Genomic DNA, 24550 nt, shown 5'->3' on the forward strand with positions numbered 1-24550 from the left:
TCACACCCTGTTCAGCTCACCGCTCCCGGGGCGGGGGAGGGCCGCTCCGACGGCCGCCTCGAGCGCCGCCGCCAGGATCTCCTGGCCTGCCCGCACGCCTCGCGACGGCGTGACGCGCACGTGCGGACGCTCGTAGCCGGCGGCCTCGAGCTCGCCGTGGCGGGGCCGCAGCGCGACATCTGCCATCTCGAGCAGCCCCTGGTCCAGGAGGGAGTCGCCCGCGGTGATGAGGGTGTCCGTGCCGGCCCGGCGCATGACCTCCGCGACCGCCGCCTCCTTGGTCACGGCCGCGGGGACGCAGTACAGCTTGCGGCCCTGCAGCGAGACGACCCAGCCTCGCTCCGCGCACCAGTCCGTGAGCTGCTCGACGAACCCTTCGGGCAGCTCGGTGCGCTCCACGATCGCGTACGCGAACAGGTCCTCGGCCGTGCGGACGCGCAGTACCCCGGGAGCGGGCCCCGCGGCCAGTCGGTCGAGGATCTCGCCCAGCGGTGCGGAGCCGCGCACGACGGCGCCGCGAACCCGGGCGGCCCACCGGGCGTCGGGCTTCCCCTCGGTCAGGAGCACGCCGCCGTTCGTGGTGATGGCATAGCGGGTTCGCGGGAGGTGGATGCGGCGGAACTGCGCCTCGGTGCGTGTGGTGACGGGCACGAAGACCGCATGGGAGAGGAGCTCGTGCAGCAGCTCCTCGGCCTCCCGCGTCATGTAGCTCAGGGGTTGGCCCTCGTAGAGCTCGCTCACCACGAGCCGCGGGGCCTCGTCCCGGGAGGCCTCGGGGTCGAGCCAGAGGGCCTTCGCCGAGTAGACCAGGGTCCGGTCGAGGTCGCAGGCGACGACCGGCCGCGCCGTGCGCGTGCCGTCAGGCCGCGCGCCCTCAGACCGCATGCCCTCAGACATCGAGCACCGTCCGCCCGTCGGCTCCGGTAGCGCCGGCAGTGTGCACGGGGTGGATGAGGCCGACGCAGCTGTACGGGAGGCCCTCGACCGGTTCCACCGGCACGCCCCGCTGGGCTGCCAGAAGCAGCACATGGGCGAGGTCGCCGCTGCGGAGGCGCCCGGCGTCGTCCCTCGCAAGCAGCTCCGGACGCGCCAGCACCTTCCACGGCACGCGCCGCAGCAGCACGCGCGTGGTCTCGCCGACGCCGGGCTTGACCAGGTTCACGGCGTTCTGGACCGGGCCGAGGCCGTGCTCGCGTGCGATCGCCTCCACGGCGCGCCAGCCCGCCCAGGCCGGCTCGCCGGGCGGGGCCGGGGGCGCCGGCCGGACCTCAGGGAAGCAGGCCGCCACGGTGTCCACGAACTCGTTCGAGACGTCCCGGCCCGCGAGCTCCCGGTAGAACTTCGCGCCGTGGAGATCGTGCGGCCCAATCAGGTGACGGTTGAACACCGTGCGGGAGACGAGCCCTGAGACCGTCGAGTTCAGGCACGCCGACGGGATGAGGAAATCGTCCCGCGTGCCGAAGACCCGCACGCAGTGGCCCGGGTCGGCGAGCACGGCCAGCTCGGGGGAGATGCCTGCGGAGCCGGTGGGCTCCGCTGCGTTGAGCTCCGCTGCGTTGAATTCCGCTGCGTTGAATTCCGCTGTGTTGAATTCCGCTATCGCGGAGGCGAGCTCCCTCGCGATCGCTCCCTTGCCCGTCCAGCCGTCCACGAACATGATCTGCTCCGGACGGTGCCGCGTCAGCAGCCACCGCAGCGCGTTCCGGTCGATCCCGAGCCCGCGCACAATGCTCATGGTGTAGTGCGGCACGTCGAGCCCGTGCGCGTGCTGGGCCCAGCGGCGCATGAGCACGCCGACCGGTGTGCCAGCCCGTGCGAGCGAGACCAGCACGGGCTCGCCGCTCCGGAGGGCGAGGACCTGCTCGGTGACGTCCGCGACCGCGGCGGCGATGCGGTGCTTCGACTCGTCCAGCGCCGCGTGGAAGAGGGCCTGGTACTCCTCGCTCGGCTCGTACTCCTGGGGAAGCGACTCGGCGTAGCTCGCGCGCCCCGACTGGATCGCCGCCTCCCGCTCGTGCGCCGGGGCCTCGAGCCGCGCCCCCGAGAGGTCCTTGAGGAGCCACCCGACGTCCTGCGGCGGATAGGAGCCGAAGCTGCCGGGCCCGGTGCCGCCGCGCAGCGGTTCCGGGTAGGGCGGCGCCGCCTCGAGCCGGAGCACGACGACGGCGCGCGCCACGCGTGCGAGCGCCTCGGTGACGCTCGGCTCGCCGGCGCCCCCCTGCGTGGCGAGCCGCGCTCCCTGGGTCCCCGGCTCGGGCACGTAGACGATGGCATCGAAGGGCTCATCGCCTGCAACGTTGTAGGCATAGCGGATTCCCGTCCCCGGGCCCCCGTCGATCGCGTCGTCATGGGAGGCGAAGGAGGCGGCCGAGCGGATCGCGTAGCCGGGCTCGTCATGGACGTGCACGGGGGAGCGGGTGGTCGAGGAGAAGAGGGTCCTGGGGTAGTCGGCCCTGAGCCTGTCCGCGATCGCCAGAGGCAGCGCGAGGTGCTCCTCGGCGCCGAGGACGAGGACGCGGGCAGCCCTGGGGATGCCGGCCTCCGCGAGCCCGGCAGCCGCCGCGCGGGCGGCGGGTGCGGCGCGCTCCGAGAGCCGCGTGCCGTGCTGCCCCGAGGTGTCGACGCCGAACCGGGCGCTCCGGATGGCGACCCCGTCCCCGATGCCGCGCTGGGCCAGGTGGCCGCCGTGGCCGGGAGGCGCGGCGCCGGCCCGGGGGCGGCGCGCCGCGCCCGGCGCAGCGCCTGACCCCTCCGCGAGCCACGCGGCGGCCCGTTCGAGGGCCTCGGGCGGCACCTCGATGCACCCCTCGCCCAGAGCCACAACGTCCAGGCCGCATCCCAGCTCCTCGGCGAGCCGGCGGAACGCGGTACGGTCCTCGTCAGAACGCAGGTCCACGAGTGCGGCGACCACGTACCGCCGGTGTCCTCGCGCACCGCCGGAGGGGGCGCCGTCGTGCGCCCCGGCAGGACCGGCCGCGCCCTGGCGGACGAGCCATGCCGCGTGCAGGGCGCGCACCGTGTTCAGCACGGTGCGGCCCGTGGAGAGCTCGTCGTCGACGAGGACCACGGTGCCCGCCCGCGCGAGCCGCTCCGGATCGCTCGGGACGAGCGCGTGGCCCGTGGCGTGCGAGTGCTCCTCCTCGAACCCGCCGAGGGGCCGCACCGGCGTCGCGATCCGCGTCGAGTGGACGTAGTACGAGCCCAGGTACTCCGCGACGAGGTGCCCCAGACCCGTGGCGGTCTCGGCGTAGCCGAGGGTCGCGACGTCGAGGCCCGCTGCCGGCGGCACCTCCGGCAGCGGCAGGATCTCGGGCCGATCAGGTGACCCGCCGGCGGCCGCATCGCACGCCAGCCAGCGGCGGACCCTCTCGGCCGCCTCCTCCAGGCCTGCCGCCCCGCCCGGCTGCGGCAGTCCCAGCCGGTGCGCCACGGCCGCCCCCAGAAGCCTGCCTGCGCCGATCGCGAGGCCGGGAGCAGTCGGGAGGTGCTTGGCGAGCACGCGCGAGACGAGCAGCTGGGCGCGCTTGGGGTTGCGCCGCACGGCGAGGCCCACGAGGGCGTCCACGGACAGGAGGCTGCCGGGCGCCGTCGTGATCCGGATGCCCAGGCGTTCGCGCACGACGGCGCCGGGCCACCCGGGCGTGCCGGCCCTGCGCTCCTCGTCCTCGGGCTCCCGCACACGGGAGTCGGTCTGCGTCACTTCATGCTCGCTTCCAGGAGGTCGGCAAAGGTCACGTCGGGCCGGGCGACCCCGAAGGCATCAGCCCGCGCGAGCGTCCGCTGTGCCCAGGCGCGGTGGGGCTTGGCCTCATTCATGCGGGCGCCCGAGCGGGACGCCACCGCCCCGCCGCCCTCGGCGGCGACGATGTCCAGCGCGTCGAGGTACTCCTCATGCCCCACCACGTGCAGCGCGTGGACCACGGGCACGTGCGAGGGATGGATCACGGTCTTGCCCACGAGCCCGTTCGCGAGGTCCAGCTCGATCTCACGGATGAGCCCGTCGAGGTTCGCCCCGAGCAGCCGATCGCGCAGCGCCGCCGAGTTGGCGGCGTCGAACGGGGTGGAGCGCAGCTGGGGGCGGAGGATCCGCTCCGTGCCCGAGTAGTGCTCCCAGACGGGTCCGGAGATGACCCAGCCCTCGTCCGCGCGCCCGAGGAGGCCGACGACGTCGGCGATCACCTCGGCCACGACGGCCACGTCGTAGATCGTCAGGTCCCGGGTGCGGCGCAGGCCGTAGGCGGCGGACATGTCCGTGGTCCCCAGCCGGACGGACAGGATCAGCTCCTGCCGCGCGCGCAGGAGGTCCCGGACCCCCAGGAGCGCTCCGGCGCGGGTCTCGCGGTGGGTGGTCACTGGGTGCTCGATGATCGGCATGGCCAGCAGGGCAGGCCGGGCGGGCGGTGCGCCGTCGGGTGTCCTCGCGCACGCGCCGACCTCGCGGTTGAGCAGGTCCAGAGCGTCGAGGAACCGCTCGGCGCGCCCCGAGGCATTCTCGAACTTGGGCAGGACGAACCCCGTGAGCAGGCCGGCAGCGGCCCCGAGCCGGCGGCCCACGTCGAGGAGCTGCTCGGGCGTGCGCGGGCGGATGAACAGGAGCGGGAGCGCCTCCAGGGCTGACGCGTCCCGCCGCGCGAGGTCCTTCACGGCGGCCACCACGTTGTCCTCGGCGAGGCCCACGTCGGCGTCCGCCACGGCGTCCTCGAGGCACAGCACCATGCTCGCGCAGCCCGAACGGCCCCGCTTGAGGACGGTCTCCGCGAGGTCCGGACGGATCCCGGGCGTGTACAGCGTGGCGCCGAGGCCCACGGCGAGGGCCTGCGGGGACGACGACGGGCCGAGACGCCTCGGCAGCCTCGCGAAGAGCCGCCCCCGGGCGCTGTCGGTCAGATACGAGTAGTGCAGCACGGGTCCCCCCACTGTCGGTGCGTGCCGGTGTCGGTGCTATTGGTGATGTCGGTGCGTAGCGGTGCTCGGGCGGCGGGTCGCCGCGGCTAGCGCCGCGGGCCCCCCAGCCCTACGGTCATCGTGAACGCGAACTCCCGCCAGATCTCTCCGTCGTCCCACTCTTCCGGGACGGACTCGGCGCGCAGCTCGAGGAGCGCACCGATGCGGGTCGCCGTCAGGACCGTTCGCTGCCCCGCACCGAGGGTGCCTTGGACGGCGATGGCCGAGCCGTCGAACGTCTGCACCGTCATCGTCCCCCCGGCCCCGATGAACAGGGCGCGGCGGAGCGAGCGCACGTGGCGCAGCACAACAACGGCGTCCCGATTAACGAAGCTCACCAGGGGCCGGTTCCCCGGGGTCGGAATGGGCGTGCCGATCTGCTCGCGGTGGACGCTCTGGGCGCCCGTGGTGCGGTCGACGCCCTCCCATGCCGTGCCCCGGGCACCCGTGACGAACAGGGACCCGATGCCGGACTGCCGCGGATTCAGGCGCACGACGGCGTCGCTCGCCGAGAGCTGGTGGAGCGTCCCGAACGCCGGGGCCGGGTACAGGCGCGACTCGATCGTCTGGGCGGCGGGCGGCCGGGCGACCGGCGTGTGGGCCGCCGCGGGCGGTGCGGGGGACGGTGCGGGACGCGCGAGGTCCAGCCCGGCGCTCACGGGCGTTGCCGTGGGCGCGAGGTCCAGCCCGGCGCCCCCCGGCTTGGGCATGCTCGGGGGTGGCGAGACCTGTGGTGCAGAGAGTCCCAGGGCGTCAGAGCTGCCTGCACCCACAGGGTCGGGCTGCCTGACCCGGCGGGTCATGAACGGCACCTGCGAGCCGGTCAGGCCCCTCATCACAGGTCGAGCCCGAAGTCGCGGGCCACCCCGGCCAGTCCGTTCTCGTACCCCTGCCCGAGGGCGCGGAACTTCCAGTGCTCCCCGTGCCGGTAGAGCTCGCCGAACATCATGGCCTTGATCTTCTCGCCGTGGATCTCCGGCAGGTCGAAGCGCAGGAGCTCGGAGCCGTCCGGCCGGGCGATCCTGATGTAGGCGCTGCGCACGGCCCCGAACGTCCCCGGGCCCCGGACCTCCGGGTCCACGTAGGCCAGGAACGCGATCTTGGCGACCTCGGCCGGCACGAGTCCGAACTCGACGTCGACCTGCTCCGCGTCGTGGGCCGCGCCTTGCCCTGTGCCCCGACCCCCGTCCTGGCTGCCGGCGAAGCTCACGCCGCCGCCCGCCGTCGTGAGCTGGTTGAAGAACACGAGGTGCTCCGGCGAGAGGGCACGCCCGTCCTCGCCGCAGACGATCGCGAGCGAGGTCAGCTCGGACTGTGGCCCATTGCTCGGCACGATCTGCCAGCCCATGGCAACCATCACCCCGGCCAGTCCCGGGTTCTCCGCCGTGAGGGGGGCGTTGCTGCCCGCGACCATCGTGGCCATCAGTGGGTTTCTCCTTCTCGGGGGCCGGGGTTGAGGCGGATGCCGTCGACGTCGAACTTGTCGGCCAGGAAGCGTCCGTGGATGCTCAGCTCAGCAATCGCGCCCGTGCGGACCTGGTGGTCAAGGTCCAACGCGGTCGAGTGCAGGATGTCGAGCTGTTCGAGCAGCTTCTCCGACTCGGGGCTCGTCTCCGTGTGCGTCTCGGGCGGGAGCGCCCGGTAGACGCGGAGCGAGGTCGGAAGGTAGTCCGTGATGATGGCGTTGAGCAGCACTCGCTGCTCGGTCGAGGCGCCGTGCTCGGCCACGTAGTCGATGAGGTTCGCGAGCAGGTCGTCCGTCTGGCGCATGCGCGAGGACGCGAGCACGGGCACGACGGCGCCCGCCTTCCGGATCGCGGTGCGCAGCTCACCGAGCGCCGCCCGGGTCTGCTCGAGCTCCTGCGCCTGGGTGAGGGGCAGCTGATCGTCGAGGATGGGTTCGGGATCGCGTCCGGCGCCCCCGAACAGCGACCCGAAGAACTTCGAGGCCATGCCCTCCAGCCTAATCGCTGGTGCCGCTCGGAGGGGTCCCTTATGCCAGCGGCTGAGGGCCTCGCGGGAGCCGGGAGCGTAGGCTCGTGCTATGCCTAAGAGCCGCACGCGCAAGCCGAAGAACACCCGACCGCGCACCGCGACCTCCCCGGGGGAGTACGAGCGGCGGCGCCGCACCGTGGACCTCATGATCGACGGGCTCACGCCCGACTACATCGCGTGGGCCTCGCGGGGGGAGGACGACCTCTCGGCGTTCGCCACCGGACAGCTGCTCGTGGTGAAGATGTTCGTCACGATCGTCTCGAGCCTGGGCCGGGGAGCCCCGTCCCTGAGACTCGATCCCGACCACGTTGCCGGGTTCCTGCCGCCGTTCCTCGAGGACGTCGCCGCGGCCGCGGCCAACGATGACGACGCGGTGGACGACCAGCGCTACGTGGTCGGCACGCTCGTGGACTGGCTCAGCTTCCTCGAGGAGACAGGCCGCTGGGAGGGCACCCAGGAGGAACTCGAGGCCGTTGCGGAGGTGCTCGACTCCGAAGCCGAGTCCCTCGGCGGGATCGTCGACTCGAGCCCGCTCGATGGAGCCCCCGAGCCCACCGAGGAGGAGGCCGCGGAGTTCGCCGCGCACGCGCCGTTCGTGCGGCACGCGCTCGCACTCCTCGAGTGGCTGGGCGAGGGCCGCGAGGTGATGCCCGACGGCGGTCTGGACGCCGACGCGCTCGCCTCCGCTGGCGCTGTGGTCGGCTCCCAGGAGCGGGCGCGCCGCCTCTGGGAGGCCATGGTCAACGCCGAGGTCGTCGAGCTCGACGGCTCCGTGGCGCGTGCCGGCGAGGGCAGGGTCGACCTCGGGGGGACGGACGGGCTCGGTCGCCTCGAGGCCCAGTTCCTCGGCACCGAGATTGTTGCCGCCGCGTGCACGGACGGCACCCCCGGCACCCTCGAGGGTGAGACGGCGGCGGTGCTCACCGCGGTACTCAACGCGGCCGTCCGCCAGGAGCCCTTCACGCTCGAGGATGTTGCCTCCCTCGGCGACACGGGCGGGGCCGGGGCGGACGACGAGGCGGTCGCGGATGGGGCGGACACCGCCGCCGCGGCCGATGCTGGCGGCTCTGGCCTGGAGGAGGAGCTCAAGGGCCTCGCCGAGCAGCTCCTGGCCGAGATCCGAGAGCTCGAGGCGCTCGGGCTCGTCGACACCTCCGACGGCATGGTCGCCGTGCCCGTCGCGGCCCTCGACACGGTGTTCGAGGGCATCCGCGACTACGACGACGAGGACGTCGAGGGCGGGGAGGCGGACGCCGATGCCAGCAGGGAGGATCGTGAGGAGGCCTCGGTCCTCGAGGAGCCCGAGGCCTGAGCCTCCCGCCCCGCGCTAGTTCCCTTCCTGACGGCGCACGCGCTCGATGTACGGGCGCGACTTCTCGAGCCCAGTCTCGAGCGCCTGCACGGTGCTCTCCATGTTCTTGGCCGCCTGGGAGCGGAAGGTGTCGATCGCGTCCATGGTCTGGTAGATGTTCGCGAACGCCTTCTCGAGCGTCTGCACGGAGACCCCGGAGCTGGAGGCCTGCTGGTGGATGCGGCCGGTCTGGTCCTTCAGCATCTCCGAAGTGCGCAGGATCATGTTGTTCGTCGTGGTGTTGATCGCGTCGATCTGGTCCAGCACGAGCTTCTGGTTGGCGAGCGCCTGCGCCACGATGACGGCCGTGCGGAGGGCGCTGATCGTCGTCGTGCGCGCGCGGTCCACACCCTTGATGAGCTCGGTGTTGTTCTTGCGGATCAGGTCGATCGCGAGGTAGCCCTGCACGGAGACGGCGAGCTGGGTGAGGATGTCCTGGCGGCGCTGGCGCACGGGGAACAGCACGTCGGATTCGAGCTGCTGCGCGTGCTCCGTCTGGCCCGAGCGGCGCACCTCGTCGATCTTCTCGACCGTCGCCTTGTCGAGCTCCTGGGCGAAGACCGCGTACTCGGAGAGCTGCTTCATCGTCTCCCAGAGGTTCGTCTTCTCCTCGGCGAGGGATGCGTTGTCCTTCATGAGCGCATCCTGACCGGCCATGAGGGACTTGATGATCTTGTCCAGCTGGGTCTGGGCCGACTCGTAGCGCTGGAAGTAGCGCGCGAGCTTGTTGCCCCCCGGCACGAAGCCGAGGATCTTCTTCCCGACCGTGAGCTCCTGGTTCGGTGTGAGGTCCTCGACCGTGGTGCGGAGCTCGCCAAGCGTGGACGCCACGTACATCTGGGCGCTGTTGCCGGACTTCTTGGCGCTCGCCATGGAGGTGCTCGAGCGGTCGAGCATGCGGCTCGACGCGTCCGAGGAGGCCACCATCTCGCGTCCGGCGAACCGGTTCAGGCCCTCCACCTTCTGCTGGAACTCGGGGCTCCGCGAGTCCATCGCGGCGATCTCGGACACGAAGGCGCGCGCCTGGCCGGCGATCTCGCGCTGGCGATCGTCGCCGACGGGCACCATTCCCGGGGCCTGTTCCTCCTTGATGACGGGCGCCGGGTCAGGCGCCTGGAGGGTGAGCGCGTTCTCGGTCTCGGTGGGATCGGGAGGGGTCAGGGAGATGGACATCGCGAAAGCTCCTACGGGCGGGTGGGTGGGCCGGATGGAAGGTGGGCCGGAGAGGGGTGCGCGGGCTGCTCAGCCGAGGTTCACGCCGAAGTCGGTGGCCACGCCGGCCAGCCCGCTCGCGTAGCCCTGGCCGACGGCCTTGAACTTCCATTCGCCCGCGTTCCGGTACAGCTCGGCGAAGATCATGCACGTCTCGGCGGCGGCGTCCTCGGACAGGTCATAGCGGACCACCTCGGCGTTCGTGCCCTCGTTCACGATCCGGCAGTACGCGGAGCGGACCATGCCGAAGTTCTGGCGGCGCGTCTCGGCCTGGTCGATGCTCACCACCACGACGATCCGCTCGACGTCGGCGGGGACCTTCGCGAGGTCGACGGCGATCTGCTCGTCGTCGCCCTCGCCCTCACCGGTGCGGTTGTCACCCTGGTGCACCACCGAGCCGTCGGGCGTCTGCTTCTGGTTGTAGAAGATGAAGTCGGCGTCCGAGCGCACCTTCCCGTTGGCGGCCACGAGCAGGGCCGAGGCGTCGAGGTCGAAGGCGTCGCCGGTCGTCGTACGCGGGTCCCAGCCCAGGCCCACGATCGCCTTGGTCAGCCCCGGGTCGGTCTTGGTGAGGGAGAGGTTGCCGCCCTTGGAGAGGGTCAGTCCTGCCATGTCAGTGCTCCTTCTGGTGTGCGGTCGGGGGCGTCAGTCGAGGACGATGCCGAAGTCGGTTGCCACGCCGTGCAGGCCGGACGCGTAGCCCTGCCCGACGGCGCGGAACTTCCACTCGTTCCCGTGGCGGTAGATCTCGGCGAAGATCATGCACGTCTCGCTCGCGGCGTCCTCCGTGAGGTCGTAGCGGACGACCTCCTGGCCTGTCGTGTCGTTGACGACCCGGCAGAATGCCCCGCGGACCATGCCGAAGTTCTGCCGGCGCGCCTCGGCCTGGTCGATCGAGACGACGATGACCACCTTCGCGACGTCCGGGGCCACCTTCGTGAGGTCGATGAGGATCTGCTCGTCGTCGCCTTCGCCCTCGCCGGTGCGATTGTCGCCCTGGTGGATGACAGAGCCGTCCTTGGCCTCGAGCTGGTTGTAGAAGATGAAGTCGTCGTTGCTGCGGACCTTGCCGCGAGCCGAGATGAGCAGGGCGCTCGCATCGAGGTCGAACATCTCCCCCGCGGTGGTGCGCGGGTCCCAACCGAGGCCGATCATGGCCCGGGTCAGGCCAGGGTCCGCCTTGGTGAGGGAGAGGTTGCTGCCCTTGCTGAGGGTGAGGCTTGCCACGATGCTCCTTTGTCTTCTCGTGTACTACAGGACGGCGGCCGAGGCCCCGACGAGGTCGCCGACCGTCCGGCCGTTCGCCGGCTGTCCGATGGCCGTGAACTTCCAGCCTGCACCCTCGCGGGACAGCTTGGCCATGATCATCCCCGTGTAAGGGCCCTGCTCGGTGAGGGTGTACCGCGCGACCTCAGGACTGCCGGCCACCGAATCGTCCACCACGCGGCAGAACGCGTTCTGGACCTGGTTGAAGGTCTGCTGCGAGTAGCTCGTGATGACGAAGACGATGTGCTGGACTGCACCGTTGACGCCGGGCAGGTTGACCATGATCGTCTCGTCGTCGCCCTCGCCGGCCCCCGTGAGGTTGTCGCCGGTGTGGCGCACCGAGCCGTCCTTGCTCGCGAGCTGGTTGAAGAACACGGTGTCGAGCGGCTGGCCGCCCGCGTTGTAGAGGATGGCCGAGGCGTCGAGGTCGATCTCGGCGGCGCCGCCGCCGAACAGGCTCCCGAGGAAGCCCTTGCGCGGCTGCTCGACGGCGTCCCAGCCCAGGCCGAGGCGGACCTGGGTCATGCCCGAGCCATCCTGCTTGGTCAGCGAGAGGCCCTGGCCCTTCTGCAAGCTCAGTCCCACTGTGTGCTCCTAACGTTGTCTCTCTACAGGTGTGCGGTGCGGTTGGTGCGGTTCGGTCTGGTCACGCGGTGTGCGCGGGCTCGGGCTCCAAGGCCTTGCGCTTGTTCCGCTGGATCGAGGCGAGGAACGCCGCGCCGATGAAGAACACGCCGATGAGGCCCGTGATCACCTCGCTGACCTCGATGCCGATGGTGATGAGGAGGATGACGGCGAGGGCGCCGATGGCCCAGTGCGCGCCGTGGTCGAGGTACTCGAACTCGTCCAGGGTTCCCTGGCGGACCAGGTAGACCGTGAGCGAGCGGACGAACATCGCGCCGATGAGGCCGAGGCCCAGGGCGATGATGATGGGGTCGGACGTGATCGCGAAGGCGCCGATGACGCCGTCGAACGAGAAGGACGCGTCGATGACCTCGAGGTAGAGGAACAGCATGAAGGCGGCCTTGCCTGCCACCGCGACGGCCTTGTTGGGGCCCTTTGCCTGTGTCCCGGGCGCGGCGTGCTGCTTCAGGGCAGTGATGTCCTCCTCGTCGAGCTCACCGTCCCCGTCGGTGTCGAAGAGCTCCCCGAGCCCCTGGACGAGGAAGTAGGTGACCATGCCGAAGATGCCGGCCATGAGCACCCCGCCCTGCAGCTCGGGGCCCGCGAGCTGGCCGATGATGCCGAGCGCGAAGAGGCCGACGACGAGCGAGGCCCCGTTCATCCTGCCGACCTTCGCCAGCGGCGTCTCGAGCCAGTGGAGCCACTTGATCTCGCGGTCCTCGAACATGAAGTCGAGGAAGATCATGAGCAGGAAGATGCCGCCGAAGGCCGCGATCTGCGGGTGGGCGTGGTGGAGGATGTACGCGTAGGTCCCCGGCTCGTCGATGGGGCCCTTCGCGAGGGCCAGCTGGACGGCATCGACGGGGTTGAGCCGGGCGGTGACGCCCACGATCAGCAGCGGGAACAGCACTCGCATGCCGAAGACGGCGATGACGATGCCGACCGTGAGGAACATCTTCTGCCAGAACGGGTTCATCCGTTCGAGGATGCGGGCGTTGACCACCGCATTGTCGAAGCTCAGGCTGACCTCGAGGATGCCGAGCACAAGGGCGAGGAAGAGGGCCTGCGGGCCCCCGTAGAGGAAGGCCACGACGAGGGCGACAGCACTCACGCCGAATGACCATCCGAAGGTTCTCAGAAACACGTGGGGCGCAGAGCTCCTGGTTCGGGCCCGGGGTGCCGGGCGGCAATCACATGGCTGCACGGCCTTCAGGAGCGGTTCCCCCGAGACCAGCCACGGCCATTATGTCGCGGCCCCCCGACAGTTCCGAACCGCCGCAGCCTCTGGGGCCTTCAACGCGCAGTGCCGCGTGGCGGTTCCCGGTTTGACCAGCGGAATACCCATGGGGGTATTATTGATGCATCCCGAGAACTTCGATGAAGGAGACCGATATGTGCCGAGCGGTTCGATGCCAGGTGTGCGGCAAGACGACGTGGGCCGGCTGCGGCCAGCACGTCAAGGCCGTCAAGGCCACCGTTCCAGCCTCCAACTGGTGCAACGGCCAGCACAGCCAGGCCGAGATCGCCGCGAGCAAGGCCGCACGCCCGGGCTTCCTGGCGCGGCTCCTCGGACGCTGACCCGAGCAGACGCCGTCGTGCCCCGCTGAGGAGGGCAGCTGCCCTGCCAGCGCAGCGCACGACGGCGTGCTGCCCACATGGGCCGCCCGCGACTCACAGACTCTGGGTGCAGCATCTCGCCCTTCCCGAGCCCGCCCGTCGGCCAGAGAGACGTCGGTAGACTGGGCTGCCGTGCCAGAACCGCAGCCCACACCCCGCCAGCAGGCTGCGGTCGTGGCCGCCTCGCCAGCCCTGGGCCGGCTTGCCGAGCTCGAGTCCCTCCACCGGGGGCCGGCGTGGGCCCTGACCCGCTCCGCGCCGTGGACCATCGCCGCGCTGCAGACCGCCTTCACGCGCAACCGTCCGCAGGTGGAGCTCGACCAGTTCCATGAGGAGCTCGACGCCTTCCTGGAGGATCTGCGTGCCCACGACGCCGCGCTGGGCACCTCCCCGACGGCCGGCACCGCCACCGGCCGCGCCGTGGCGGACGACTGGACGAGGCGCCGCTTCCTGACGCGGCGCGCACAGGGCGGCCGCATCGTGTACGAGCTGACCGAGGCCAGCACCCGCGTGCTCGCGTTCCTCGAATCGCTCTCCTCGGACCGCTCTTCCCTGACCGGCTCGCGGCTCGGCACCCTCTTGGGCGACGTCGAGAGGCTCGCGCGTGAGACCAACCCGGACACGAGCGCGCGGATCGAGGCCCTCGAGGGGGAGATCGAAGAGCGGCTGGAGCTCGTGCGGGCACTGCGCGCGGGCGAGGAGGGAGCTGGCCTCGACGACGAGACCGCCCTCGAAGCCGCCGGGAACATCCTCGACCTCGCCGCAGGGGTGCCAGCTGACTTCAAGCGCATGCGCGCGGCCATCGAGGACTCGGTAGGCCAACTGCGCAACCAGATCATCGAGGAGTCCCTGACCAAGGGCGCCACCATGGCTCAGGTGCTGGAGGCCGACCGGCGCCTGCGCGCCTCAAGCGAGGGGCGCACCTTCCGCTCCTTCACCGCGTTCCTCGACGATCCCGACCAGCAGCTCCGTTTCCGGGCGGCCATCAGCGAGGTGCTCTCGCGCGACTTCGCCGACGGCCTCGGCCAGGAGGAACGCGAGACGCTGCGCAACCTCGTCGCGGAGCTCCGCGAGGCCAACGCCCAGATCCAGCGCATCTACGGCAAGCTCTCCGAGAGCCTCAATACCTACGTCCAGAGCGACGACTACCGCCAGTCCGTGCGCCTCCGCGATGCCATCCGCCGCGCGGAGCAGGCCCTTCGGCGCCTGCCCTACGTGCGGGAGGAGTCCGGCTTCGCGCCTGCCCCTGAGCTGTTCGGTGCGGAGTTCGAGTCGCTGTCCATGGTCAAGCTGTTCGACCCGGACGAGCTCGCGCCGCCGCCCAGGCTCGCGGAACCGATCAGCTTCGGCACCGAGGACCGGGTCCGGTCGGCGCGGACGGCGAAGGCCAGGCCCGCGACGCTGCGGGAGGCCGTGGCTGTGGCACTGGAGGCGGGCGGGGGCCGGGCCCAGCTGGGCGAGATCTGGTCGGAGCTGCCGCCGGAAGAGCAGCACATCAACTCGGTCCGCGCGCTGCTCGGCCACCTCCTGCAGGAGGGGGTGCGGCTCGACCGCGAGGCCTGGGCGCCGCTGGACTTCGCGCAGATCGACGGGACGCGCCGCACCGCCTACGTGCCCAACGCGACCGTCACCCGCAGGGAGGAGAAGTAGTGGAGATCACCGCCGAGGACGCATCCCCCGACATCGAGGACGCATCCCCCGACGTCGAGGACGCGGCGGAAGGCCCGTTCCCGCCGGGGATGGCCCTGTTCGACGGCGACACCGGCGTTCTTCCCCTCCGTGTCCGCCACGTCCTGGTACGCCTGCTGAAGGGCCCGTACCTCGACGGGGGACGCGACGAGAAGGCGTGGACCACGTTGCTGGACCACCAGGAGGTCCTGCGGTCGCGGCTCTCCGAGCTCTTCCTCGACCTCCAGGTGGACCACGGCCGCAAGATCGCCGTGCTGCGCCCAGTCGATCCGGAGCTTCTCGGCACGGCGTCACGGGCCACGATCCTGCGCCAGCAGCGCACGCTGAGCCGGGTCGAGACGATCCTCCTTCTCCGTCTCCGCCTCCTGCTCGACCGGCACGCCACGGCCCAGACGGAGCCGACCGTCACGCTCGAGGAGCTTGCCGACGTCGTGGCCCACTACCAGCCCGCGGAGGAGCAGGACGCCCTCCGCGACGCGGACACCCTGGGCCGCGCCGTCGCCAAGCTCCAGGCACGCCGGCTCCTGATCCCGACGGCTCTCGACGACGTGTACCTCATTTCCAACGCCCTCCCGCTCGCGCTGCCCTTCGAGAACATCGGCGACGTGACCCGTCACCTCGAGGCGGTGGCCGCCGCCGGCCCCGCGCACGACGGCGGTCTGCCGCAGGACAGCCTCCCACTCGCCGAGGACGAGGCAGACGCCGAGGCCGCCGGCACCGGCCCGGGAGCAGCCGCGCAGACCGACCAGGAGGGCCTGCTGTGAGCGTTGCGACGATGCTTCCCCTGGGCACTGCCACGAACCCGGGCCAGTACCGGCTCAGCCTCGTCCAGGTGGTCAACTGGGGCACGTTCCACGGGTCGCACACCATGCATGTGGACCGGGCCGGAACGATGCTCACGGGCAACTCGGGGGTGGGCAAGTCGACGCTGTTCGACGCGATCGCCCGCGTGTTCGACGCCCGCCCGCGCTCGAACGAGGCTGCTGCCGCCCGCACCGGGCACAGCGAGGACCGCCGCACCACCTACACCTACATGCGCGGCAAGGTAGGCGACGTGGCCACCGGGGAGGGTCAGGCCAGTGCCTTCCAGCGGCCGGGCGCCACGTGGAGCGCGGTGGCGCTCACCTTCGACAACGCCGCCGGGACGGCGCACACGCTCACCGCCCTCTTCGACCTGCCCAAGAACGGCACCGAGTCCAGTCTGGGCCGCTTCTACCTCATCGACTCGGTGCCGCTGGACGTCGCCGCGGTCGAGGGCCTGGCCGCGCAGGGGGAGAGCCGGCGCTTCACGAAGTCGGCGCTCGAGGCGCTGTTCCCGGCCGCCCAGGTGTTCGACGTCCACAAGAACTTCGCCGAGCGCTTCCGCCGCCTGCTCGGCATCAGCTCGGACCAGGCGCTCCCGCTCCTGCGCGTCATCCAGGCCGGGAAGGGTCTGGGCGGCAGCGTCAACAGCTTCTTCCGCGACCAGGTGCTCGACCCGCCGGCCACGCTCGCCGCTGCCGACGACGTGGTCGAGGAGTTCTCGAACCTCATGGCCATCCGCGGCCGGCTCGAGGACGTGCGCCTCCAGCGGGACCAGCTCGCGCCGGTTCCGGCCCTGAACCAGGAGTACGAGGCCGCCCAGGCCGAGGCGGCGCGGCTGCGCGAGCTCGCGGACGAGCCGTTCGACGCCGTGCGCCAGGCCCACAGCGTCTCGGTCCAGGAGAGGCTCATCGCCGGCCTCCGCACCCGCGCGCAGGCCAAGGCCAAGGAGCTCTCCGCCGAGCGGCACCGCCGCGATGCCCTCGCCGGCGAGCTGCGCTCCCTCGAGGCGGAGTACAACACCTCGGGCGGCAACCAGATCTCGACCCTCGAGCAGGCCCGGGACAACGCGGCCGTGGCGCTTCGCCTCCGCCGGGAGGCCGCGGCGGCGGTGCAGGCCGGGATGCACGACGCCGGTCTCGGCCTTCCGCTCTCGGCCGACGGCTGGGCGGCTGCTCGCCAGCAGGCCGCCGAGGTGCTGGCCGGCCTGGAGGGGGACGCCGAGACGCTCCGGGAGGCCCGGTTCGGGGCCTTCGAGGCGCAGGCGACCGCCAAACGCGAGCTGGCCGAGGCCCGGGCAGAGCTCGCCTCTCTCGGAGCGAGCAAGAGCCTCCTCCCGCAGCACGCCCTGGCCAACCGAGCGGCACTTGCCGAGGCCCTGGAGGTCGGTGAGGACGAGCTGCCGTATGCCGGCGAGCTGATCGACCTCGCGGAGGGGCACGAGGCCTGGCGCCCAGCGGCCGAGCGCGGCCTGCGCTCGCTCGCCACGACGCTCCTCGTCCCCGGCCGCCACTTCGCGGCGGTGACCCGGTGGCTCGACGAGCATCCCGTGCGCGGGGCGCTGCGCGCCGTCGACCTCTCCGCCCGCGTGCCAGGCGCGGAGCTCGCCCTCGAGTCGGTGGGGGAGCGGGACCTGCTTGCCAAGCTGGACATCCTCGACTCGGGCCCCTACGCGGAGGCCGGCGCCTACGTGAGGGCCAGGATCGCCGTGGACTTCGCGTACACGTGCGTCGAGGACCCGGACGAGCTCGCGGGCCTCGAGCGGGGCCTGAGCCTCGGCGGCGTGGTGAAGCGTGGCCGGGGCACGGTCGAGAAGGACGACCGCTTCGCCGCCCGCGCCGACTACGTGCTCGGCTTCGACAACGCCTCCAAGGTCGAGCTGCTCGCGGCCCGCGTGCTCGAGCTGGAGGCGGCCCTGGCCCGCGCCGCCGAGGCGGCACAGGCCAGCGAGGACTCGCACCAGGGCCACGCCCGCCGGGTCGAGGCCCTCCGCCGCGTCGCCGCTGACGAGCGCCCGTGGGACGAGGTCTCCACAGAGTCCGCGGCACAGGAGCTCACCCGCATCGAGAAGCGCCTCGAGGACGCCCTCGCAGCGCAAACCGACCTCGAGCCGCTGCGGGCCAAGGTCGAGGCCGTCCGGGCCGACCATCAGGCGTCGACCGAGGCCGCGGCCGTGCTGCAGAGCGAGTACCGGCAGCTCGACTCCCAGCTCGCCAGTGCCGACCGGCTCCTCGAGGCGGCACGGGAACGCCTGGCCGATGCGCCGCCGTCGGCCGCCGCGACCGGCACCCTGAGCCCCCTGTTCGCCGAGTTCGGCGAGGCCGAGGACCAGCACGACCTCGAGCGCATCGCCGCCGAGGTCCACGCGCGACTCGCCGCCGGCGTGCACGCGGCCGAGAGCCGAGGGCAGGCCGCTGCCGAGCGGCTCACCCGCATCTTCGAGCAGTTCCAGCGCGACTGGGGGCCCGCCGTCTCGGCCGACCATGGCACCTCCATCGGCGCCGCGGCGGCCTTCGAGGCCCGCTACCGCCAGATCGTCTCCGAGGGCCTGCCCGCGCAGGAGGCGCAGTTCCGGGAGTTCTTCGCCCAGCGCACGCACGAGTCGTTCTCGACCCTCCTGCACCTGCTCGACGAGGAGCGCCGCGGCATCGCCGCCCGCATCCTGCCGCTGAACTCGATCCTCGCCGGCGTGGACTTCCACGACGGCTCGTACCTCGAGCTGGACATCAGGCAGACCGTCCCGGCCTCCGCGAAGCAGTTCAAGGAGGCGATCGTCTCCGCGCTCAAGGCGCGCCACACGCCGTCGTCCGTGAAGGCCGCGGGCTCCGCAGACCCCGCCGGCACGTCGACGCACGACGACGACGCGCTCACCATCCGCTACAAGACCCTCGAGGCGCTCGTGAAGCGGCTCGCGTCGCAGACGCCCGAGGACCGGCGGTGGCGCTCCGAGGTGCTGGACACGCGCACGCACGTGTTCATCTCCTGCAAGGAGCACCGGGTCTCCCGCGATCCCGGCACCGGCGAGGCCCGCGACGAGGTGTTCGTGCACGCCGACACCGGGTCGATGTCCGGCGGCGAGCGGCAGCGGTTCACGGCGTTCATCATGGCCGCTGCCCTCAGCTACCAGCTGGGCATCGCCGAGCAGGGCTTCACGAGCTACGGGACCGTGATGATGGACGAGGCGTTTGTGCTCGCCTCGGAGGAGTTCGCGGGCCAGGGGATCGCGGCGCTGCACGAGTTCGGGTTCCAGCTGCTGCTCGCCGCGCCGGAGAACGTCATCGACCTCTCCCGGCACCTCGGGTCCGTCACGGAGATCCTGCGGGACAAGCGGACCAACCGGTCGGGGTTGATCGAGGCTCCGGCTGGCGGCACGGGCGAGGGCCTGAGCACCGCGGGTGCGCCGCGGTCCCAGGCCAACCCCGTGGACATCGTGCTGCGCTGAGGCCGGCTCGCCCGGGTTCGCCGGGGTTGGCCCGGGTTTGTCGGGCTCCCCGGGTTTGTCCGGCTCCCCGGGTTTGTCCGGCTAGGACCCAGAATCCCGGCAGGTGCGGCGGATACCGTGGCGCGCTGGAGGTATCCGCATGACCAAGAGGGACGATCCGCCCTACCGCAATCTCTACCAGCAGTCCCTCAAGTACGACCGGCGCTGGGTCTACCGCCGACGCCGCGTGGCGGTGCTCGTCGGCGTCCTCGCCGTCGCGATGGTCCTCGGCGCGGGCATCTGGATCGCGGCGACGTACTTCGGCTTCGAGAACGGCATCCGGCGCTCGCAGGCCCTCAGCGGTGGGGCCGGCCTGGACCAGGACGTCAACGTGCTGCTCATGGGCCTGGACTCCCGGCTGGACGAGAACGGCAAGCCCCTGAGCCAGGAGGAATACGACGCCCTGCACTCGGGGTCAGCAGAGGACGGCGGGTACAACAGCAATGTCCTGATGGTCCTGCACGTGCCGAAGGACGGCAGCCAGGCCACGATCATCTCGATCCCGCGCGACGACTACGTGGACCTCGCAGGAGCCCCGGACGGGGTGAAGCAGGGCAAGGTCAAGCAGGCCTACGGCTACGCGATGGACCAGTCGATGCGGGACCTCTCGGCCAATCCCGGCGGCAAGAGCCAGGACGAGATCTACCAGCAGGCCCGGGACGCGGGCCGCGCGGCGGAGATCAAGACGGTCGAGAACTTCCTCAACATCAAGATCGACCATTTCGTCGAGGTCACCATGGCCGCGTTCCTCTCGGTCGCCAAGGCCGTCGCCCCCATCACGGTGTGCCTCCAGGAAGCCACGAAGGACAGCTACTCGGGCGCCGACTTCAAGGCGGGGGTGCAGCAGATCGACGCGCAGCAGGCCGTCGCGTTCGTGCGCCAGCGCCGCGACACATCCGGGTCCGGCGTGGACCTGACTGACCTCGACCGGGCACGGCGCCAGCAGGCGTTCATCTCGTCGCTGGCCACCCAGCTCAAACAGCGCGGCACGATCACGGACGTCGGGAAGATCACCGGCATCCTCGACGCCCTCAAGGGCAAGATGGCCGTGGACCAAGGGCTGAACCTCATCGACTTCGGGTTCAAGGCCAAGCAGCTCAGCGAGAACAAGACGAAGTTCGTGACCCTGCCCATCGTCAAGTTCGGCTGGTCCGATACCGGCGAGTCGGTGAACATCGTGGACAAATCCGCGATCCAGGCGCAGGTCGCGGACCTGCTGAACCCCAAGCCGGTGCCCCCGTCCACCGCAGCGCCCGCGCCGCAGTCCTCCGACGCCGCGCCCCCGCCGTCGGACCAGGCGCAGCCGGCACCGCAGCAGGCAGGGCCTGCCTCGGCCGGACCGGCGGCGCCGCTGTCCGCCTCACCGGCACCGTCGGCGACCTTCAACGCTGGCGACTGGTCCGACGCCCTCCTCGGCGGCGGCATCCCCTGCGTGAAGTGACCGCCAGCGTCCGCGTTGCCTTCCGTTCACCCGGGCGTCGGCTGATCGTGTCCTCCCGTCCCTAGGCTTCCGGCGTGGCCGCTAGCGTTCGATCGCCGCGGAGGCGGTTCGTCGCCCTGGGCGACTCGTTCACCGAGGGCGTCGGAGACCGGAACCCGACGCTCCCCAACGGCGTGCGCGGATGGGCGGACCGGGTGGCTGAGAAGCTCGCCAAGGTGGAGAAGGGCTGGGAGTACGCGAACCTCGCCGTGCGGTCCAAGCGCCTGCGCCAGATCGTCGCGGACCAGCTCGAGCCGGCGCTCGCCATGGAGCCAACCCTCGTGACCCTCTACGCCGGGGGCAACGACATCCTCGACCTCGGCACCGACATGGACCAGCTCCTCGACGAGTACGAGCGGCTCGTCCGCGCGCTCGCCGGGACCGGCGCCACCCTCGTGCTGTTCACCGGCTACGACGTCAAGGTCAATCCCCTCCTGGAACCCCTCAAGCACCGCAACTGGCAGTACAACGAACGCGTGCGCCTCCTGGCCCGCGAGCTCGACGCCGTCCTCGTGGACTACTGGTGCTTCGACGAGTACGCCGACCGCCGCATGTGGGACTCCGACCGCCTCCACATGTCCAAGTCCGGCCACAAGTTCCTCGCCCGCCGGGTCCTCGACCAGCTCGGCTACTCGCACGCCCTCAAGTCCCAGAGCCTCGCACCGCGGGAACGCGAGCCGTCGGTACGGCGTCAACCCCGCGAGTGGATCGCGGCCCAGCGGACCTGGCTCGGCGACTGGGTCGTGCCGCTGATCGGCCGCAAGATCCGCGGGGTGACGCTCGGCGACCGCCTCCTCCCACGGTGGCCCAAACTCGTGAAGGTCCCGCGCAAGGGCGGCCTGCGCCGGTACGTCGAGGACCACCCGGAGGCCCTTACCAACACCCCCGACTGGGCGAGGTAACGCGGGAGCCGCCACGCGGCGTCGTGCGTCACCACCCCGTAGGCTTGGCGGGTGCCTGACGTCTCAACCACCGCTCTGCCATGCCGCCTCACGCACTGAACAGCCGCGGGGCGGTCAGGGGACCGTGGCTCCTGGTGCTCGCCTTCCTGTCGATGACTGCGCCGCTCTCCACCGATCTGTACCTGCCGAGCTTCCCGCGCGTGCAGCAGGAGTTCGCGGCCACCGCGTCCGGCGTCCAGCTCACCCTCACCGCCTTCCTCCTGGGCATGGCGGCAGGGCAGCTCGCGTTCGGCTCGATCTCGGACAAGTTCGGACGCCTCAAGCCGCTCCTGGCGGGCAACGTGGGGGCGATCCTCGCCTCCGTGGTGGCGGCCCTCGCGCCGAACCTCGAGGTGCTCATCGGTGCCCGGCTCGTCCAGGGGATCTGCGGGGCGGCGGGGATTGTGATCGCACGGGCCATCATCGTGGACCTCACCCACGGCTCCGAGACGCCGCGCACGCTCAGCCTCCTCATGACCGTCAACGGCGTGGCGCCCGCGATCGCCCCCTCGATCGGCGCCCTGCTCGAGGACCCCATCGGCTGGCGCGGCATCATGTGGACTCTCTCGGGGCTGTTCACGCTCATGATGCTCAGCGTCTCCACCGTGCTGCGGGAGACCCTGCCGCCCCAGAAGCGCGGCGAGCACGGGATCGCCGGGGGGTTCGCGCAGTTGTTCAAGCAGCCCCGCTACCTGGGGTACGCGGCGCTCTTCGCCACGTCCTTCGCCGCGATGATGGCCTATATCCCTGCGTCCCCGTTCGTGTACCAGGTGGTGATGGGCCTGCCGCCCGTCGCCTACGGCGTGCTCTTCGGACTCAACGCCGCCGGGCTCATCCTTGCCGGCTACGTCTCCTCGCATCTGGTCCGCAGGATTCCGGCCGAGCGGATCGTGGGGACGGCCGCCCCGATGCTGCTGGTGTTCTGCCTGCTCATCCTCGTCGTGGCGCTCCTGCCGGCCCCGCGCTGGATCCTCGCCCTTCCGATCTGGTGCGCGGTCACGAGTGTGGGCTTCATCATGGGCAATTCGTCGGCCCTCGCGCTCGACGCCGTGCGGCACGTGTCCGGGAGCGGTTCCGCGCTGCTCGGCGCAGTGCAGTTCGTGTTCGGCGCCATCGTCTCCCCGCTGACGGGGCTCGGGGGCGAGGATGCCGCCGTGCCGATGGGCGTGGTCATGACGGCGGCCGCCGCCATCGCCGCCACGCTGGCCCTCGTGCTGCGCCGCCGGGCTCGCCGAGCCTGAGGGAGCGGGCCGGGCCCGGCGCGGCGCGGCCGGGGCTGGTGCGGATACGACCGTCGGTCGTGGGCATGACCGTTGCTGCTGCGCGACGGTCATGCCGCTAAGGGACGGTCGTGCCGCTAAGGGACGGTCGTGTCGTCGAGGGACGGTTGTGCTAGCGGAGAACGTTGCGGGCGGCGTGCCTTGCTTCCGGCGCGTTCCGCTGCTGGCGGTCTATGCCGCGACCATGAAGGCGATCAGCCCCACGAGCGGGAGGGACGCTTGGCCGATCGCGCTGCGCCACAGGCGGTGCTCGGTGACCCACAGCCAGGGGCCGAGCAGGAGGTGCGCGGCGAGCGCGGAGAGCACGATTCCGATCCCGGCTCCGTGGGCGAGCGTTCCCCCGGTGTTGACCAGCCATAGCCCCGTGCCGAGGGCAGCGGCCGTGAGGAGGTTGTAGGCTCCGACGTTCATGGCCCACATCCGCACGGCGCCTTCGGTTCCCGGGTCGACGTAGAAGATGGGGCGGAAGCGCTGGTCGCCGTGGAAGAAGATCTCGAGGATTCCTACGACGAGGACGGTGGCGGCATAGAGGGCCGCCGCGATCTGGGTGATGAGGTTCATGGCAGCCTCCTTGGGCGGCCGGAGGATTACAGCAGTGCCACCCCTGGGCCGGCGAGCCGGTCCAGCCGTGCGCGCCGGCCCGTGAGCAGCATGAGGAGGGCCTCAATGGAGCCCTCGACGGCGGGGCCGCTACCGGCCTGCCAGTCTACGTCGGTGGCCCGGAGGCCAAAGCCCGCCAGCCGCCGTCGTGCGTTGAAGGGGAAGGCGACGCGCCAGACGTGCTCTGCGCACGCTGCTGCCGCATCTGCTGGCATGCGGTGGGCGATCCCGAGTGGGATCGCGATGTCCTGCGTGTGGACCAGGACATCGAGCAGTGGGATGGGCCCGACGGTTCCGGGTGCACGACGGCGCGAGCTCGCCAGGCGCCGGTAGTCGCCGAGGATGCGGTCCACGGGGGCGGCTCCGCGGCGTCGGCCCTCGAGGAGGTTCATGCGGTCGAAGTTCCAGCCGCCGCGGGCGAACGCTGCGGCCAGGCCCCAGGGAGTTGTCTGAGGGGCGGAGATGACGTGGGCCGCGACGTCGCGGATCCGCCAGCCGGGGCACAGGCTCGGTGAGTCCCACTGCTCGGAGGCCAGCCCGGCGAGCATCTCCGCAAGGGCCGCGCGTTCACCGTGGATGTGGGCCCAGAGTTCGTTGCCTTCCATCTCTCGCCCCTGAAACTAGTATGGTTTCCTGACCAATTATGGTCAGGAGTTCTGACTAGAATCAAGGGGTGGCATTCAATATCGGCCTCCTGCTCTACATCCCCTACCGCGATCTCGAGGACAGGGTCTATGAGGCCGTGGTCGCAGCCGGATTCACGGACGTGACAATGGCGCAGTCGCGGGTCTTCCAGCGCATCTCGAGCGGCGGGTCACGGGTCACTGAGCTCGCAGACCAGGCAAAGGTGACCAAGCAGACCGCGAGCGCACTCGTCCAGGCCCTCGAGGATGGCGGATATGTGGAGCGTGCTCCAGACCCGACCGATGCCCGGGCTCAGCTCATCCGGGTGGCTCCGCGCGGTGCGGCCGCCATTGCCATCGCTGCCGCAGAGATCGCCCGGATCGAGGGCGAGTGGCGGCGGGCCCTCGGGTCTGCGCGCTTCGACCGGCTGACCCGCGACCTCGACGTTCTCCGCCGGCTCACCGACCACTGACGCGGTTGGAACACAACCGCCCCCGGCGTGGCCGTCTGATGCGGTCATGACCGTCGGTCGTGGGCATGACCGGCGCTGCTGCGCGACGGTCATGCCGCTAAGGAACGGTCATGCCGGTAAGGGACGGTTGTGCCACTGGGGAGCGGTTGTGTCCCTAAGGGACGGTTGTGTCG

Annotated in this window: 22 protein-coding genes; 9 read left to right on the forward strand and 13 right to left on the reverse strand. The window is 71.3% G+C overall.

Annotated features, from left to right (window positions below; genetic code table 11):
• The 6 genes from IE231_RS09820 to IE231_RS09845 form a co-directional block, all read right to left on the reverse strand.
• Window positions 1-897, reverse strand: coding sequence for an HAD family hydrolase (locus IE231_RS09820; RefSeq protein ID WP_201896976.1), 897 nt, complete (start codon window positions 895-897; stop codon window positions 1-3).
• The gene (locus IE231_RS09825) at window positions 890-3700 is read right to left on the reverse strand and encodes a phosphoribosyltransferase domain-containing protein (protein ID WP_229866627.1); all 2811 of its coding nucleotides are present in this window, start codon (window positions 3698-3700) and stop codon (window positions 890-892) included. The genes IE231_RS09820 and IE231_RS09825 overlap by 8 nt, the downstream gene beginning before the upstream one ends.
• Window positions 3697-4905, reverse strand: a complete 1209-nt coding sequence (locus tag IE231_RS09830; protein WP_189693767.1) for an HpcH/HpaI aldolase/citrate lyase family protein — start codon at window positions 4903-4905, stop codon at window positions 3697-3699. Before IE231_RS09830 ends, IE231_RS09825 begins: the two co-directional genes overlap by 4 nt.
• Window positions 4906-4991: 86 nt before the next feature.
• Window positions 4992-5654 carry a hypothetical protein gene (locus tag IE231_RS09835; RefSeq protein ID WP_189693768.1) on the reverse strand — a complete coding sequence of 221 codons (663 nt, stop codon included), beginning with the start codon at window positions 5652-5654 and terminating at the stop codon, window positions 4992-4994.
• Window positions 5655-5779: 125 nt separating this feature from the next.
• Window positions 5780-6367, reverse strand: coding sequence for a TerD family protein (locus tag IE231_RS09840; protein WP_189693769.1), 588 nt, complete (start codon window positions 6365-6367; stop codon window positions 5780-5782).
• Window positions 6367-6897: a hypothetical protein gene (locus IE231_RS09845; protein ID WP_189693770.1), complete on the reverse strand. Its 531-nt coding sequence runs from the start codon at window positions 6895-6897 to the stop codon at window positions 6367-6369. The genes IE231_RS09840 and IE231_RS09845 overlap by 1 nt, the downstream gene beginning before the upstream one ends.
• Window positions 6898-6988: 91 nt before the next feature.
• Between IE231_RS09845 and IE231_RS09850 the strand changes: the two genes are divergently transcribed.
• Entirely contained in the window at window positions 6989-8251 is a 1263-nt protein-coding gene (locus IE231_RS09850) for a hypothetical protein (RefSeq protein ID WP_189693771.1), read from the forward strand.
• A gap of 15 nt (window positions 8252-8266) precedes the next feature.
• Here IE231_RS09850 and IE231_RS09855 read toward each other — a convergent pair whose 3' ends face one another.
• The 5 genes from IE231_RS09855 to IE231_RS09875 all read right to left on the reverse strand — a co-directional run bounded on the left by IE231_RS09855 (window position 8267) and on the right by IE231_RS09875 (window position 12596).
• Window positions 8267-9463, reverse strand: coding sequence for a toxic anion resistance protein (locus tag IE231_RS09855; protein ID WP_189693772.1), 1197 nt, complete (start codon window positions 9461-9463; stop codon window positions 8267-8269).
• A 69-nt stretch (window positions 9464-9532) separates the two neighbouring features.
• On the reverse strand, window positions 9533-10114 hold the full coding sequence (locus tag IE231_RS09860) for a TerD family protein (protein ID WP_189693773.1): 582 nt from the start codon (window positions 10112-10114) through the stop codon (window positions 9533-9535).
• Between the two features lie 33 nt (window positions 10115-10147).
• Window positions 10148-10729: a TerD family protein gene (locus IE231_RS09865; RefSeq protein WP_189693774.1), complete on the reverse strand. Its 582-nt coding sequence runs from the start codon at window positions 10727-10729 to the stop codon at window positions 10148-10150.
• A 24-nt stretch (window positions 10730-10753) separates the two neighbouring features.
• On the reverse strand, window positions 10754-11353 hold the full coding sequence (locus tag IE231_RS09870) for a TerD family protein (protein WP_189693775.1): 600 nt from the start codon (window positions 11351-11353) through the stop codon (window positions 10754-10756).
• 61 nt (window positions 11354-11414) lie between these two features.
• On the reverse strand, window positions 11415-12596 hold the full coding sequence (locus tag IE231_RS09875) for a DUF475 domain-containing protein (RefSeq protein WP_306341564.1): 1182 nt from the start codon (window positions 12594-12596) through the stop codon (window positions 11415-11417).
• Window positions 12597-12784: 188 nt separating this feature from the next.
• On the opposite strand from IE231_RS09875, the gene IE231_RS09880 reads away from it, so the two are divergent.
• The 7 genes from IE231_RS09880 (at window position 12785) to IE231_RS09910 (ending at window position 22642) form a co-directional block, all read left to right on the forward strand.
• Window positions 12785-12970, forward strand: a complete 186-nt coding sequence (locus IE231_RS09880) for a DUF8730 family Cys-rich protein (protein WP_189693777.1) — start codon at window positions 12785-12787, stop codon at window positions 12968-12970.
• 171 nt (window positions 12971-13141) lie between these two features.
• Window positions 13142-14659 (forward strand): DUF3375 family protein, encoded by a 1518-nt coding sequence (locus IE231_RS09885; protein ID WP_374189433.1) that lies wholly within the window; start codon window positions 13142-13144, stop codon window positions 14657-14659.
• Window positions 14659-15462, forward strand: a complete 804-nt coding sequence (locus tag IE231_RS09890) for a DUF4194 domain-containing protein (RefSeq protein ID WP_374189434.1) — start codon at window positions 14659-14661, stop codon at window positions 15460-15462. Before IE231_RS09885 ends, IE231_RS09890 begins: the two co-directional genes overlap by 1 nt.
• The gene (locus IE231_RS09895) at window positions 15459-18941 is read left to right on the forward strand and encodes an ATP-binding protein (RefSeq protein ID WP_189693778.1); all 3483 of its coding nucleotides are present in this window, start codon (window positions 15459-15461) and stop codon (window positions 18939-18941) included. The genes IE231_RS09890 and IE231_RS09895 overlap by 4 nt, the downstream gene beginning before the upstream one ends.
• Window positions 18942-19080: 139 nt before the next feature.
• A complete protein-coding gene (locus tag IE231_RS09900) occupies window positions 19081-20421 on the forward strand; it encodes an LCP family protein (RefSeq protein WP_189693779.1) in 1341 nt (446 codons plus the stop codon).
• A gap of 74 nt (window positions 20422-20495) precedes the next feature.
• Window positions 20496-21362 (forward strand): SGNH/GDSL hydrolase family protein, encoded by an 867-nt coding sequence (locus IE231_RS09905; protein WP_229866642.1) that lies wholly within the window; start codon window positions 20496-20498, stop codon window positions 21360-21362.
• Window positions 21363-21442: 80 nt separating this feature from the next.
• Window positions 21443-22642, forward strand: coding sequence for a multidrug effflux MFS transporter (locus tag IE231_RS09910; RefSeq protein ID WP_189693780.1), 1200 nt, complete (start codon window positions 21443-21445; stop codon window positions 22640-22642).
• Window positions 22643-22852: 210 nt separating this feature from the next.
• Here the strand turns inward: IE231_RS09910 and IE231_RS09915 are convergent, their stop codons facing one another.
• Both IE231_RS09915 and IE231_RS09920 read right to left on the reverse strand, forming a co-directional pair.
• Window positions 22853-23242: a DUF1304 family protein gene (locus tag IE231_RS09915; protein ID WP_189693781.1), complete on the reverse strand. Its 390-nt coding sequence runs from the start codon at window positions 23240-23242 to the stop codon at window positions 22853-22855.
• Window positions 23243-23268: 26 nt separating this feature from the next.
• Window positions 23269-23886 carry a maleylpyruvate isomerase family mycothiol-dependent enzyme gene (locus IE231_RS09920; RefSeq protein WP_189693782.1) on the reverse strand — a complete coding sequence of 206 codons (618 nt, stop codon included), beginning with the start codon at window positions 23884-23886 and terminating at the stop codon, window positions 23269-23271.
• A 68-nt stretch (window positions 23887-23954) separates the two neighbouring features.
• Here IE231_RS09920 and IE231_RS09925 point away from each other — a divergent pair, with 68 nt between their 5' ends.
• Complete coding sequence (locus IE231_RS09925; protein WP_229866650.1) at window positions 23955-24377, forward strand: MarR family winged helix-turn-helix transcriptional regulator; 423 nt, start codon at window positions 23955-23957, stop codon at window positions 24375-24377.
• Window positions 24378-24550: the final 173 nt, after the last annotated feature.

The sequence above is a fragment of the Sinomonas cellulolyticus genome, assembly GCF_014656475.1.
GTDB lineage: Bacteria > Actinomycetota > Actinomycetes > Actinomycetales > Micrococcaceae > Sinomonas > Sinomonas cellulolyticus.